This is a genomic window from Kitasatospora sp. NPDC087314 (assembly GCF_044744365.1).
In the GTDB taxonomy this organism is placed as follows: domain Bacteria; phylum Actinomycetota; class Actinomycetes; order Streptomycetales; family Streptomycetaceae; genus Kitasatospora.
Genome location: NZ_JBIUYE010000007.1, coordinates 269,583 through 283,521, shown reverse-complemented (window position 1 = coordinate 283,521; position 13,939 = coordinate 269,583). Strand labels below are relative to the sequence as shown.

The following is a 13,939-nucleotide window of genomic DNA, read 5'->3' as shown; positions in this document are numbered from 1 at the left end:
ATGGAGGGGTGGCTGATGGAAGCCCGCAAGGTGGTCGAAGGTCGTAATCCGCACCGCTGGTGGATCCTGATCGTGCTGTGCCTCAGCTCGCTCGTCCTGGTGGTCGACAGCATGGCGCTGACGGTCGCGGTGCCCTCGATGACAGCGGACCTCGGCGCCAGCGCCCAGGACACCCAGTGGATCCTCGACTCCTACGTCCTGGTCTTCGCCGGGCTGCTGCTCACCTCCGGCAGCCTCGGGGACCGCTTCGGCCGCCGGAAGATCATGATCATCGGATTGCTGCTCTTCGGGGCGGCCTCCCTCGCGGCGACCTTCTGCACCAACCCCGGCGAGGTGATCGCGGCGCGGGTCGCGATGGGCGTCGGCGGATCGCTGATCATGCCCTCGACGCTGTCGATCCTCATCACCGTCTTCGACGAGGACGAGCGCAACAAGGCGATGGCCGCCTGGAGTTCGGTGGCGATGCTGGGGCTGGTCGGCAGCCCGGTCCTCGGCGGCGTGCTGATCAACCACTTCTCCTGGCACTCGATCTTCTTCATCAACGTCCCGGTCGTGGCGCTGGCGATCCTGGCGGGCCTGCTGCTGATGCCGGAGTCCAAGGGCCCGTGGCAGAAGCCCGACCCGCTCGGCGCGGTGCTGTCCGCGGTCGGCATGACCGCGCTGGTCTGGTGGATCATCGAGATCCCGCAGCACGGTGCCTTCGGCGGCCAGTCCCTGGTCACCCTGGCCGTCGCGGTGCTCGGCCTCGGCGGGTTCGTGGTGTGGGAGAACGTCACCTCCGCGCCGATGGTGCCGCTGGTGCTCTTCAAGCAGCGCAACTTCAGCGGGGGCTCGCTGTCGCTGACCCTGGTGCAGATCGGCAACGGCGGCCTGCTGCTCGTGCTCACCCAGTACCTGCAGTTCGTGCTCGGGTACTCGCCGGTCAAGGCGGGACTCGCGTTCGTGCCGCTGGCCATCGCCGCGCTGGTCGGCAACGGGGTCGGCGCCAAGCTCGCGGCCAAGATCGGCAACCGCCTGCTCATCCTCGCCGGAATGCTCGTCATGGCCGGCTCCTTCGCCCTGCTGACCACCGTCACCACCGACACCGGCTTCGCCATCCCGGCGGTCGCCCTCGGACTGCTCGGTCTCGGTGCGGGCCTGGCGATGCCGGCCGCGATCGGTGCGCTGATGGGCACCATCCCGGCGGAGCATGCGGGCGTCGGCTCGGCGCTGAACGACACCATCCAGCAGGCCGGTGCCGCGCTCGGCATCGCCATCCTGGGCTCGCTGCTGTCGAGCGGCTTCGCGAGTGGGATGCCGGCCGGGATGCCGGAGGAGGCGAAGCACTCCATCGGCGGGGCGCTGGCGCTGGCCAACGGGGACGCCGGGCTCGTCCGGACCGTCCGGGAGGCGTTCACCTCGGCGATGTCGACGACCTTCACGGTCAGCGCGGTCGGTGTGCTGGCGGCGGCGCTGGTGGCCACGCTGCTGATGCGGGACCGGAAGGCGGAGGAGGTCGCGGCGGAGGCGCCGGCGGAGGGCGCCGGGATCGGCGTCTGACTCCGGCGGGCCCGGGCGGTCCACCTCACCGAGAAGGCCGGTGCCCTGGGGGCACCGGCCTTCGGCGTGTTGTGACGCTCTACTGGGGCCCCCTCCCCCCGCCCCCCACCCACCCTCCTCCGCCTCCCTCCTGCCCACCACCTCCCGCACCCACCGCCCGCCCGCAATGGCGGATCCCGGCTTCGACCGGCCCGCGCCCTGCCCCAAGGCAGGGCGCGGGCCATGGGCTCGCCTGGCCATGGGCTCGCCTGGCCGGGCGTCGGCCCGGGTGCCGTGGCTTCGGGTCGGGCGGCTGCCGAGCCTCGCAGCCGCCGAGTCGACGCCCCGGCACGTTCCGCTGGTTCTCCTCCTCCCTACCTCGGCGGCAGCGGTTGCCAGAGGCACCCGCAGTCCGGATGCCCGCGCAGGCGCAGACGCCGTGGCATCCCGTCGCTCGCCGACACCTCGCACCACCCGTCCACGCTCGGCGGCCGCCCGCCGTCCAGGTAGACCTGGACGTGCAGCGCCGCCAGCCCGGCCACCGTCGTCGCCAGCGCGGTGTCGCAGGCCGGTGTGCGCGCCCGGCCGGGCCCGCCGTCCGCCAGCTGGGCCAGGACCCGGGGCCAGGCGGCGTCCTCGTCCTCCCGGCGCAGGACCAGACAGTGTCCGCACGCCGACACCCCCGGCAGCACCAGGGGCCCGATCACCCCGAACTCCTCGACCACTCCCACGTACAGGTGCGGCACCCCGGCCCGGAGCAGCAGTCGGGCCTCGTACGTCCCACCGGCGAACGCCCCGCTCCCGTCCCTGGGCGCGAGCACCACGAGATCGGGTGGCGGCCCGTCGGCCTTCCGCCGGGGCACGGGCACCAGCGGTCGGGCCGAGGCTCGTTGCACCGCCTCCCGTGCGGCCGTCGACCGCAGCCGCCCGACGTCTCCCGGCGGCAGCCCCGCGGGGGAGCAGTCGCCGGGGCGTACCCGGCCGCCGTCCACAACGGTGACCGCGCCCGCTCCGCCGGCCGCGAGTACGGCCGCCACGGCGGCCCCCACCCGGCCCGCGCCGCGGACCTCGATCCGGATGTCGGCCCGCCGGGCCAGGACCGCCGGCGCGGCGCCCGGGCCGGAGTGGACCAGGGAGAGCGAGGCGAGGTCCGGCCCGAGCATGTCCCGGTGCGGTTGGGGGAAGCGGGCCAGCGCCGTGTCGGTCGCCTCCGCGTCGTCCAGTAACCCGGTCTCCTCCAGGTCGGTCAGCAGTGCGTCGGCGGGCTCCCGGCCGAGGCCGATCCGCTCGCCGGCCGCCAGGAGCTCCGGTCGGTCGCGGGTTCCGTCGACCAGGCCGAGGAAGTCGCAGAGGGTCTTGTCGGCCTGGCCGAGCACCCCGGCGTAGCGGGTGACGGTGCCGAACTGCAGGGTGTCGGAGTCCCGCCAGCTGCGGGACAGGGCGGGCTTCAGGACGAGGCGCACGGCGATCTCCCTTCCGATCGTTTCCGGACGGCTGACCGCAGCATGCCCTATCGCGCCGACGTCGTGCGCAAAGTTATCCACAGACTCGGGCTCATGATCACACCATCTGTTCGTGGGCCCTGTGGATAACTGCACACCCCCTCCGATGTCGGTTTCCGGACACCCTCCGTCGACTTTTCGTTCCCGATCACTCCACGAAAGATTTCGGCCACGGCAGCGGACTTCTGTCAGTGGTACCGGGTAACGTCGTGTGCCATGGCAGCCGAGCGGGACTCCCATCCATCGGCGTCGCGTCCGCGTGCCCGTGCAGCGTCCGGGTCGCAAGTGGCGGCGCCGAGCACGCGTGGGCGCCCGGACCAGGATCAGCAGTCGAGGCCCGCGTCACCGCAGCACTCACCCGCCGCGCCCGCGCCACCGGAGCCGCACGACCGTGGCCGGGTGGAGGTGCGCCGCAGCGCCCGCCGGAGCCGCACCGTCTCGGCCTATCGCGAGGGCGACCGCACGATCGTGTTGATCCCGGCCCGGATGTCGCACTCCGAGGAGCAGCGCTGGGTCGCGCAGATGCTGGAGAAGCTCGCCGCCCAGGAGAGCCGCCGGATCCTCGGGGACGACGCCCTGATGGAGCGGGCCCGCGGCCTGTCGGCCGCCTACCTGGGCGATCGCGCCCAGCCCGTCCAGGTCCGCTGGGTCACCAACCAGAACTCGCGCTGGGGGTCCTGCACCCCCAGTGAGGGGACGATCCGCCTCTCCCACCGCCTGCAGGGCATGCCGGAGTACGTGCTCGACTACGTGCTGCTGCACGAACTCGCCCACCTGCTGGTGCCGGACCACGGACCGGCGTTCTGGGCCCTGCTGGAGGCCTACCCCCGCACCGAACGGGCCCGCGGCTATCTGGAGGGCGTGGTCTCGGCGGCCCGGTTGCCGCACATCCCCGGCGCCCGGCACGCCGACCGGGGCGTCGACCCGGCCTGCTCCTGCGGTTGACGACCGGTCGTACGTGGGAACGGCGAGAGGGGGCGCGGGCCGATAAGGCCCGCGCCCCCTCTTGGTGTCTCACCTCAACTGGTCAGCCGGCGTGCCCGTGCCACCAGATCCCGCACCGAGTGGTCGGTCAGCTCCGGCAGCCGGTCGTAGTCGAACCAGCGCAGGTCCAGCGACTCCTCGCTGATCAGTGCCTGCGCACCGGGCGGTGCCACCGCGATGTACTGGACGTCCAGGTGGGTGTTCTCCGGCTTGTCCTTGCCCGTGCAGCGGACCAGGTGCCGGTCCAGCTTGGCCGGCACCGGGGCGCCGTCCACCTCCAGCAGGACCAGGTCGGGGATGCCGGACTCCTCGACGGCCTCCCGCAGCGCGGCCGACGCGAGGTCGCGGTCGTCGGGCTCGCAGTGCCCGCCCATCTGCAGCCACATGCCGACCTTCGGGTGCAGGGTGAGCAGCACCCGCCCGGCCGCCGGGTCGACGACCGCCGCGCTCGCGGTGATGTGCGCGGGCAGGCAGGACCGGTACAGACCCTCCGGCTGCTCGGCCAGGTGCGTCAGGTAGTCGCGCCGCAGCCGCTCCTGTTCCTCCTCGGCGGGCCGCCACCCGGTCAGGGCGCGGACGGCGTCCGCGTGCAGGGCTGCGGACGCCCCCGTGTCGGTGACCGTCATGCGCTGGGCTCGCCCTTCCCGTCGGTGCCGCCGTCGTCCTGCTTCGGCTCGTCGCTCTTCGCCGGCCCGTCGTTCTTGGTGAGGTCCGGCTTGGCGGCGGTGCCGCCCGCGGCGGCCTCGCCCAGCAGCTTGTCGATCGCGTCGAAGTCGAGGCCGCCCTCCAGGTCGTCGGCGCCGCCCCGGTGCACGAAGGCGTCCGGGTCGTCCAGGTCGGCGGCGGTGGGCAGCATGTCCGGGTGCTGCCAGAGCGCGTCGCGGCCCTCGATGCCGCGCGCGTCGGCGAGCAGCGCCCACAGCCGGGCGGCGTCGCGCAGTCGGCGCGGGCGCAGTTCCAGGCCGACCAGGGTGGCGAAGGTCTGCTCTGCGGGCCCGCCGGCGGCGCGGCGGCGGCGGACGGTCTCGCGCAGCGCACCGGCCTGCGGCAGGTGCGGCTCGGCGGCGGCGTGCACGACGGCGTCGACCCAGCCTTCGAGCAGCGCGAGCGCGGTCTCCAGGCGGGCGAGCGCGGCCTTCTGCTCGGGGGTGTCCTCGGGCTGGAGCAGCCCGCCCGCCAGCGCCTCCTGGAGCGCCTCCGGGTTGTTCGGGTCGAGCTGGCCGACGAGCTCCTCCATCCGGGAGGTGTCGACCTTGATGCCGCGGGCGTAGGCCTCGACGGCACCCAGCAGGTGGGCCCGCAGCCACGGCACGTGGGCGAAGAGCCGCTGGTGGGCGGCCTCGCGCAGGGCGAGGTAGAGCCGGACCTCGTCGGTGGGCACGTTCAGGCCCTCGCCGAACTCGGCGACGTTCTGCGGCAGCAGCGCGGCTTTGCCGGCCGGGGCGAGCGGCAGGCCGACGTCGGTGGAGCCGACCACCTCGCCGGCGAGGGCGCCGAGCGCCTGGCCGATCTGGGTGCCGAACATGGCGCCGCCCATCGAGCGCATCATGCCCATCAGCGGGCCGGCCATGGCCTGCATCTCCTCGGGCAGGACGCCGCCCATGGCGTTGCCGACCCGCTCGGCGACCGGGTCGACGAGGTCCTTCCAGACCGGGAGGGTGGCCTCGATCCACTCGGCGCGGCTCCAGGCGACGGCGGTGCCGGCGCCGGAGGGGAACTCGGTGACGCCGTCGAGCCACAGGTCGGCGAGCCGGACGGCCTCGGCCACGGCGGAGTGCTCGGCGGCGCTCACCGAGCGGTCCTTGCTCTTGCCCTCGGCGGGCTCGGCGACGACGGTCTGGCGGGCGATGTTCTTGGCGAGGTCCCAGTTCACCGGGCCGCCCTCGAACGAGAGCATCTGCCCGAGCTGCTGGAACGCGGCGCCGAGGTCGTTGGGGTTGAGGCCGCCGAACATCGCGGCGAACGGGTTGTCGCCCCCGCCGGGACCGCCCGGGGCCCCACCGGGCATGCCGAACAGCGCGCCGAACGGGTTGCCGGCGCCGAAGCCGAACGGCTGCGCGCCGCCCTGGTCGGAGCCGCCGGAGCCCTGGTCCTTCCTCTGCTGCTCGTCGTCGGGCTTGGCCTTGCCGTCCTCGGGCTCCTCGGGCGGAACGCCGAATCCGAAGGGAAGGTCGCTCACGGGGTCCTCGATCCGGTCGGCCGTCATACGGGTGTGGCGGGATGTGCTGCCCGCCCGGGGCAGCGGCGGAGTGGGGGACTCGTGGGCGGCTCCCACGCGGCAGGCCCGCGCCGGGTGCACCGCCGGGCCTTCGCCTCGGGCAGGATGTGCGTACGTGACACACGTCCGTACGCACATAAGCTAACCGTGGAGGATGGCCGGTGAGTTCCCCGCCTTCGGACGTTCGCTCTGGGCTGACCGGAGGAGAGGACGCCCCGGACACCACGGCGTCGCCGCCTCCAGCCTACGGCGGACGGCCGCTTACTGTGGCCGTCACCGGTGCCGCCGGCGTGCTCGGCGAGCGGGTCGCCGCCCGTCTGGTCGCCTCGCCGCACGTGCGCAAGGTGCTGGCGGTGGACGACCGGCGCGGCGACGTGCCGGGCGTGCAGTGGCGGGTGCTGGACGTGCGGGACCCGGCGGTGGCCGAGCGGCTGTCCGGGGTGGACGTGGTGGTGCACCTGGCGATGGACTTCGGCATGGAGTCGGATCCGCGCGCCCGCAGCGCCTACAACGTGCGCGGCGCGCAGACCGTCCTGACCGCCGCCGCGGCCGCCGGGGTGCACCGGGTGGTGCTCTGCACCTCCGCGATGGTCTACGGCGCGCTGGCCGACAACGAGGTGCCGCTGGCCGAGGACTCCGAGCTGCGGGCGACCGAGGAGGCCTCGCTGGTCGGGGACCTGCTGGAGATCGAGCGGCTGGCCCGCCGCGCGCCGCGCGCCCACCCGGGGCTGCAGGTGACGGTGCTGCGCCCGGCCGTGGTGGTCGGCCCCGGGGTGGACACCGTGCTGACCCGGCACTTCGAGGCGCCGCGGTTGCTGGTGGTGGCCGGTTCCCGCCCGTGCTGGCAGTTCTGCCACGTGGACGACCTGGCGGCGGCGCTGGAGTACGCGGTGCTGGGCCTGGTGGAGGGCGAGGTGACGGTCGGCTGCGACGGCTGGCTGGAGCAGGAGGACGTGGAGCGGCTGTCGGGGATCCGGCGGATGGAGCTGCCGGCCTCGCTGGCGCTGGGCACGGCGGCCCGGCTGCACCGGCTGGGACTGACCCCGGCCCCGGCGGGGGACCTGGCCTACACGATGTATCCGTGGGTGGTGTCCGGCAGCCGGCTGCACGAGGCGGGCTGGCGTCCGGCGCACACCAATGAGCAGGTGCTGGCCGAGTTGCTGGGGCAGGTGGCCGGCAAGCACGCGGTGGCCGGGCGCCGGCTGGGCGGCAAGGAGGCCGCGACCAGTCTGGGGGCGGCCGGGGCGACGGTGGCGCTGGTCGGTACGGCGGCGCTGGTGCGCCGGGCCCGCAAACGGCGCCGTTTCTGAGGCCCGCGGTTCCGGGGCGGACGCCGGGCGGCCCGCAGTTCCGAAGCCTGCCGTCCCGAAGCCTGCCGTCCCGAAGCCCGCGGTTCCGAGGCGCCCGGCCGATGCTTTCTCACGATGCGGAATCACAGGATCGTGATGCGGAAGCTACTTGCCTCAAACCGCCCGGGATGGGGAATCATGGGGGCATGTCCGAGAATCACGACCCCATCCGCCTGCTCGCCATCCGCGACACCCCGCTCTCGCTGGACGAGGTGTACGAGGCGGTGGGCGACGACGCGGCCGGCGGTACGACCGTCTTCGTCGGGACGGTTCGTGACCACGACGGCGGCAAGTCGGTCACCGCGCTGGAGTACAGCTGCCACCCCACCGCCGAGCAGGAGATGCGCCGGATCGCCGAGAAGGTCGTCGCGGACTTCCCGGTGAAGGCGCTGGCCGCGGTGCACCGGATCGGCCGGCTGGAGATCACCGACAAGGCGGTGATCGTCGCCGTGTCCTGCGCCCACCGGGGCGAGGCCTTCGCGGCCGCCCGCCGGCTGATCGACGACCTCAAGCACGAGGTGCCGATCTGGAAGCACCAGGTCTTCACCGACGGCGAGGAGGAGTGGGTCGGCGCCGGCGGCTGCTGACCCGGCCGCCAGGCGGCGGTCCGCATGCGGAGAGGCGCCGAACGCACACCTAGTGCGACGATCATGCCAGGCGCGCCGGGCTCTCACTCGAACGGGTCCGGGCCGGTGCTCCGAATACTCCCTGGCAGTGAGCCGATCGGCCCTCCCGTAACCCGGACGGCGCTGCCCGCGTTGTCCGCCGGAGTGGTTAATCTGCTCGTAGACACGACGAGCTGGGAGTACTGATATGGGTGCGCTCGCCTGGTTGATCATTCCGGTTGTCGCCGTCCTGCTCGCCGCGCTGTGGGCGGGCTGGGCCCAGCGGGCCCCGAGGGCCACGGGGGACCCGGCCTCACTCGCCGAGCACCGGCGGTTCATGGCCGCGATGGAACGCACCACCGCCGGGAGCGGCGCCCAGGGGGACGGTTCCGGCCGGTAGCCCGGGGGGCGCTCGCTCACCGGCGTCCCGTACTGTCGAGGCATGCCACGCCGCTCCGCGACGATGCTCGCTGCCACCCTGCTGCTCATAGCGCTGCTCTGCGTCTCGGTGCTGATGAAGGTGCCGTACACGGAGATGAGCCCGGGGCCGACGTACAACACGCTCGGCAGCCAGGAGGGCAAGCCGGTGATCACCGTCACCGGGCGCGAGTCGTACCCGACCACCGGGCACCTCAACATGACCACCGTCCAGGTCACCGGGGCCAAGTACGAGCCCAGCCTGGTCAACGCGGTGGTCGGGTGGCTGCGCGACGACGTGCTGGTCGTGCCGCACGACAACGTCTACCCGAAGGGGCAGACGGACGCCGACGCCAAGAAGCAGAACGCCGAGGAGTTCGCCTCCTCCGAGGACAGCGCCCGCACCGCCGCGCTCAACCAGCTGGGCATCCCGGTGGGCAATGAGCTGATCATCAAGTCGGTCACGGCCGGGGCCCCGGCCGAGGGCCGGCTGCACGCGGGCGACCAGATCGTGGCGGTCGACGGCGCGCCGGTCAGCACGGTCGAGCAGGTGGTGGCCGCGGTCACCAAGCACAAGCCGGGCGAGTCCGCGGTCTTCACCGTGGTGCCGCGGGTCAAGGACGCCTCCGGCAACGGCGGCGCGAACCCGGGGAGCAGGACCGACGTCACCGTTCCCACCGTGCGGGCCAAGGACCTGGACCCGAAGGCGCCGGCCGAGCGGGCGGAGCTCGCGGTGGTCGGCATCGGCACCGCGATCCGGCACACCTACCCGTTCCAGATCGACATCGGCCTGCAGGACGTCGGCGGGCCGAGTGCCGGGCTGATGTTCTCGCTCGGCATCATCGACAAGCTCACCCCGGGCGGCGACATCACCGGCGGCAAGTTCGTGGCGGGCACCGGCACCATCGACGACGACGGCAAGGTCGGCCCGATCGGCGGCATATCGATGAAGCTGATCGCCGCCCGGGACGCCGGCGCCGAGTACTTCTTCACCCCGTCCTCGAACTGCGCCGAGGCGACCAAGAGCATCCCGTCCGGGCTGACCCTGATCAAGACGGACACGCTGGACGGCGCGCTGAAGTCGCTGGAGCAGATCCGCTCCGGGCAGACCTCCGCGCTGCCGTCCTGCGCCGCGAAGTAGCGCCCCGCGGGGGCGCGGCTACGAGAAGGTCGCGAGCAGCGCCTTGGTCAGCCCGGGCACCAGGTCCGGGCCGGTCAGCACCTCGCGGGCGGTGTCCTTGGAGCGCAGCCGCAGCGCGATCTCCCGCTTGCCGTCACGCAGCACGGCGGCGGTGATCCGCACCTCCTCGCGCTTGGGGTGGTTGGCCACCCACTCGGCGAGCTGGGCGTCGCTGGCGTTGCGCGGGCGGGACTGCTCGGCGCCCGGCGGCAGCATCATCCGCTCGACGACGAGGGCGCAACCGGCCACCGCGTCGGGCCAGGCGATGGTGCCGAGGAACTTGTCCAGCTCCATGCCGGCCGGCAGTTCGTCCTGCTCGACCGGGGTGAGGCCGGCCGTGTCGTCGTCGCCGAGGCCGAGCTGGGCGGCGATCTTCGGGTCGGCCCTGCGCAGGGCGGCGCTGTCCACCAGGGCGAACAGCCGGGCCGGGAGGTCCCAGCCGAGCGTGGCGGCGTACTCGTCGATCTCCAGCGCGGCCCGGGTGAGCGGGGTGGCGGCGGGGAGCTTGGAGACGTCGTCGGGGGAGCCGGGGGAGTTGAGTGCATTGGGCGCGTCGGACATGCCCCAATCCTCACACGTCGGGCGGGGGCGCGGGCGCCGGGCGCCGTCCGAGGGGCGGGGAACGGCCGGAGCGGGGAACGGTGTAGTAACCGTCTGCTAACGGTGGGAACTCGGCCAAAGCCTGGTTAAGTTTCCCTGAAGACCGACCGACTCCAGACGACACAGCTGAGGTGCCACCGTGGTATTCCAGATGCCGGAACGCTCAGGGCCGGGTTTCCGGCGCAGAGTAGGCCCGCCCTCCCGGCGGGCGCGGGTGGCCCTGCTGACCCTGGGCGTGCTCGCGGTGCTCTTCCTGCTGTTCGTCATGTTCGCCGGGTTCTGGACGGACTGGCTCTGGTTCAGATCCGTCCGCTACTCGTCGGTCTTCACCACCCAGCTGTGGACGAAGATCGGCCTGTTCGCGGTGTTCGGCCTGCTGATGGCGGTGATCGTCGGCTTCAACATCTGGCTGGCGCACCGGCTGCGGCCGCCGCTGTCGGCGATGTCGGTCGAGCAGCAGAGCCTGGACCGCTACCGGTCGGGCCTGGCGCCGTTCAAGCGCTGGGCGCTGATCGGCGTCTCGCTGGTGATCGGCCTGGTGGCGGGCGCCGCGGCGTCGGGCCAGTGGCGGACCTGGCTGATGTGGACGAACGCGACGTCATTCGGCGAGAAGGACGCCCAGTTCGGCATGGACGTCTCGTTCTACGCCTTCGACCTGCCGTTCTACGAGTTCCTGCTGGGCTTCGCGTTCAGCGCGGTGATCGTCTCGCTGCTGACCTCGGCAGTGGTGCACTACCTGTACGGGGGGCTGCGGTTGCAGGGCCCGGGCCGGCGGGCGAGCGTGGGCGCGCAGGGGCACCTGGCGGTGCTGCTGGGCGTGTTCGTGCTGCTGAAGGCCGTCGCGTACTGGCTGGACCGGTACGCGCTGGCGGTGAAGACCGGCTCGTACAAGGGGGTCTCCGGCTGGACCGGCCTGCGGTACGTGGACGCCAACGCGTTCCTGCCGGCCAAGACCATCCTGTTCTTCGTCGCGATCATCTGCGCGGTGCTGTTCTTCCTGACCCCGGTGCGCCGCACCTGGGCGCCGGCCCTGATCGGGCTGGGGCTGATGGTGCTGTCGGCGGTGCTGATCGGCGGGCTGTACCCGGCGATCGTGCAGCAGTTCCAGGTCAAGCCGAACGAGCAGGCCAAGGAGACGCCGTACATCCAGAAGAACATCGACGCGACGCGGCAGGCGTACGGGATCGCCGACGCGCAGACCACCCAGTACAGCCCGCAGGCGGCGACGACGGCCGACGCGCTCAAGCCGGACGCGCAGACCATCGCCGACATCCGCCTGCTGGACCCGAACATCGTCTCGCCGACCTTCCAGTCGATCGAGCAGCAGCGCAGCTACTACGCCTTCCCGAACACCCTGGACGTGGACCGCTACGGCTCCGGCACCGACAAGCAGGACACCGTGATCGGCCTGCGCGAGCTGGACCTCAACGGCGTGCAGCGCAACTGGATCAACGACCACTTCAAGTACACCCACGGCTACGGCGCGGTCGTGGCCAAGGGCAACCAGGTCAACGACAAGGGCCAGCCGGTGTTCACCGAGTCCGGTCTGCCGGCCACCGGCGCGCTGGGCGACTACGAGCAGCGGATCTACTACGGCGAGAAGACGACCTCGTACTCGATCGTCGGCGGCTCGAACCAGGAGATCGACTACACTACCGAGACCGGCGAGAACAAGCAGTACCAGTACACCGGCAACAGCGGGGTCTCGCTGGACAACCCGATCACCCGGGCCGCGTACGCGGTGCGCTTCGCCGAGCCGCAGATCCTGTACGCGGGGGCGATCACCGACGGCGCGAAGGTGATCTACAACCGGACGCCGAAGGAGCGGGTGGAGAAGGTCGCCCCGTGGCTGTCGATCGACGCCGACCCGTACCCGGTGGTGCAGGACGGCCGGGTGGTCTGGGTGCTGGACGGCTACACCACCTCGGACGGCTACCCGTTCTCGTCGAAGACGACGCTGGGCACCGCGACCAAGGACTCGCTGACCAACCAGCGCGGTGAGCTGCTGACCGTCGCCAACCAGGTCAACTACATCCGCAACTCGGTCAAGGCCACGGTGGACGCCTACACCGGCGAGGTGAAGCTCTACCAGTGGGACGACCAGGACCCGGTGCTGCGGACCTGGATGAAGGCGTTCCCGGGCACCGTCGAGCCGAAGGCGGACATCCCGGCGGCGCTGCTGCCGCACCTGCGCTACCCGCAGGACATGTTCAAGGTGCAGCGCGACCTGCTCGGCCAGTACCACGTGACCGACTCCAACTCCTTCTTCAACGGCAGCGACATCTGGCAGATCCCGGTGGACCCGACCAGCGACACCAAGCAGGTCCAGCCGCCGTACTACCTGACGGTCCGGATGCCGGACCCGGCGGTCACCTCGGCGAGCTTCTCGCTGACCACGACCTTCGTGCCCAACGGCCGGGACAACCTGGCGGCCTTCATGGCGGTCAACGCCGACCCGGGGCCGGACTACGGGAAGATCCGGATCCTCAAGATCCCGGGCGACAGCAAGACGCTCGGGCCCAACCTGGTGCAGTCGCAGTTCAACTCCCGGCAGGAGGTGGCCTCGCAGATCTACGCGCTGAAGAGCGGCGGTGACGCCGAGCTGGAGTACGGCAACCTGCTGACCCTGCCAGTCGGCGGCGGGCTGCTCAACGTCGAGCCGGTGTACGTGCGCGGACGCGGCGCCAAGTACCCGACGCTGCAGAAGGTCCTGGCGGTGTACGGGAACGACAACGTGGCGTTCGAGAACACCCTGGAGGACGCGCTGAAGAAGGTGTTCGCCGGGGCGGCCCCGCCGACCACGCCGACCGCGCCCTCCACGCCGGGCGCCCCGACGGCGCCGACCAACCCGACGACGCCCACGTCCCCGACCACCCCGGCGCCGGGCGGGACGATCTCGCCCGAACTGCAGAAGGCGCTCGGGGACGCGGAGAAGGCGTACAACGACAGCCAGACCGCGTTCAAGAACGGCGACTGGGTGGCCTACGGCAACGCCCAGAAGGCGCTCGGCGACGCGCTGAAGGCGGCCGACGCGGCCCGCGGCGGTGCCCCGGCGACCGCCCCGAGCACGGGCGCGACCCCGACCGGATCGCAGAGCCCGCACCCGTAGCCCGCTGAGCTGCGACAACCGATTCCTGTTCCACCCCGCGCCCGTGCTATGGTTCAACTACCGACGCGGGGTGGAGCAGCTCGGTAGCTCGCTGGGCTCATAACCCAGAGGTCGCAGGTTCAAATCCTGTCCCCGCTACACAGTGGCCAGAGGCCCGGAGGATTCTTCCTCCGGGCCTCTGGTGTTTTCACCCCGAAGCGGCGGGAACCGCTCCGGTACTATCGACCGTCGCCAACGACGACGACACGGGGTTTGTGGGGCCCGAGTGTCGGGAAATCGACAAAGCGCCGAAGCAATTTCGTCGGCTTCGGGTCGGCCCCGCCCGAATTCGGCCGGGGCAGGTGTACGCGGGTAGCGGGTGATGCGACGATGGGACACATGGGGGACGGTGCACGGCCGCTGACCGGTCGTCGGGTCCGGCGCCTCCCCTGGGGGTCCCCCCGGCCGCGGGTCGGGG

General features: G+C 72.2%; 11 protein-coding genes and 1 tRNA gene. 8 read left to right on the top strand and 4 right to left on the bottom strand.

Annotated features, from left to right (window positions below):
- Positions 1-15: 15 nt before the first annotated feature.
- The gene (locus tag ACIO5E_RS17710; protein ID WP_400668425.1) at positions 16-1,539 is read left to right on the top strand and encodes an MFS transporter; all 1,524 of its coding nucleotides are present in this window, start codon (positions 16-18) and stop codon (positions 1,537-1,539) included.
- A 353-nt stretch (positions 1,540-1,892) separates the two neighbouring features.
- On the opposite strand, the gene ACIO5E_RS17705 is transcribed toward ACIO5E_RS17710, so the two are convergent.
- Positions 1,893-2,981: a ThiF family adenylyltransferase gene (locus ACIO5E_RS17705; RefSeq protein ID WP_400668424.1), complete on the bottom strand. Its 1,089-nt coding sequence runs from the start codon at positions 2,979-2,981 to the stop codon at positions 1,893-1,895.
- 324 nt (positions 2,982-3,305) lie between these two features.
- Here ACIO5E_RS17705 and ACIO5E_RS17700 point away from each other — a divergent pair, with 324 nt between their 5' ends.
- Positions 3,306-3,965, top strand: coding sequence for a M48 family metallopeptidase (locus tag ACIO5E_RS17700; RefSeq protein ID WP_400668422.1), 660 nt, complete (start codon positions 3,306-3,308; stop codon positions 3,963-3,965).
- A gap of 74 nt (positions 3,966-4,039) precedes the next feature.
- Here the strand turns inward: ACIO5E_RS17700 and ACIO5E_RS17695 are convergent, their stop codons facing one another.
- Both ACIO5E_RS17695 and ACIO5E_RS17690 read right to left on the bottom strand, forming a co-directional pair.
- The gene (locus tag ACIO5E_RS17695) at positions 4,040-4,630 is read right to left on the bottom strand and encodes an NUDIX hydrolase (RefSeq protein ID WP_400668420.1); all 591 of its coding nucleotides are present in this window, start codon (positions 4,628-4,630) and stop codon (positions 4,040-4,042) included.
- Positions 4,627-6,183, bottom strand: a complete 1,557-nt coding sequence (locus tag ACIO5E_RS17690; protein ID WP_400668417.1) for a zinc-dependent metalloprotease — start codon at positions 6,181-6,183, stop codon at positions 4,627-4,629. The genes ACIO5E_RS17695 and ACIO5E_RS17690 overlap by 4 nt, the downstream gene beginning before the upstream one ends.
- A 200-nt stretch (positions 6,184-6,383) precedes the next feature.
- Between ACIO5E_RS17690 and ACIO5E_RS17685 the strand changes: the two genes are divergently transcribed.
- From ACIO5E_RS17685 to ACIO5E_RS17670, 4 genes are all read left to right on the top strand, one after another.
- Positions 6,384-7,532 carry an NAD-dependent epimerase/dehydratase family protein gene (locus ACIO5E_RS17685; protein WP_400668415.1) on the top strand — a complete coding sequence of 383 codons (1,149 nt, stop codon included), beginning with the start codon at positions 6,384-6,386 and terminating at the stop codon, positions 7,530-7,532.
- A 185-nt stretch (positions 7,533-7,717) separates the two neighbouring features.
- On the top strand, positions 7,718-8,158 hold the full coding sequence (locus ACIO5E_RS17680; RefSeq protein WP_400668413.1) for a molybdenum cofactor biosynthesis protein MoaE: 441 nt from the start codon (positions 7,718-7,720) through the stop codon (positions 8,156-8,158).
- Between the two features lie 244 nt (positions 8,159-8,402).
- Positions 8,403-8,576, top strand: coding sequence for a hypothetical protein (locus tag ACIO5E_RS17675; RefSeq protein ID WP_348534074.1), 174 nt, complete (start codon positions 8,403-8,405; stop codon positions 8,574-8,576).
- Between the two features lie 42 nt (positions 8,577-8,618).
- On the top strand, positions 8,619-9,734 hold the full coding sequence (locus tag ACIO5E_RS17670; protein ID WP_400668409.1) for a PDZ domain-containing protein: 1,116 nt from the start codon (positions 8,619-8,621) through the stop codon (positions 9,732-9,734).
- 18 nt (positions 9,735-9,752) lie between these two features.
- On the opposite strand, the gene ACIO5E_RS17665 is transcribed toward ACIO5E_RS17670, so the two are convergent.
- Positions 9,753-10,334, bottom strand: coding sequence for a PPA1309 family protein (locus ACIO5E_RS17665; protein WP_400668406.1), 582 nt, complete (start codon positions 10,332-10,334; stop codon positions 9,753-9,755).
- A 190-nt stretch (positions 10,335-10,524) separates the two neighbouring features.
- Between ACIO5E_RS17665 and ACIO5E_RS17660 the strand changes: the two genes are divergently transcribed.
- Positions 10,525-13,482 (top strand): UPF0182 family protein, encoded by a 2,958-nt coding sequence (locus ACIO5E_RS17660; RefSeq protein ID WP_400668403.1) that lies wholly within the window; start codon positions 10,525-10,527, stop codon positions 13,480-13,482.
- Between the two features lie 64 nt (positions 13,483-13,546).
- Positions 13,547-13,620 (top strand) — tRNA-Met (locus ACIO5E_RS17655).
- Positions 13,621-13,939: the final 319 nt, after the last annotated feature.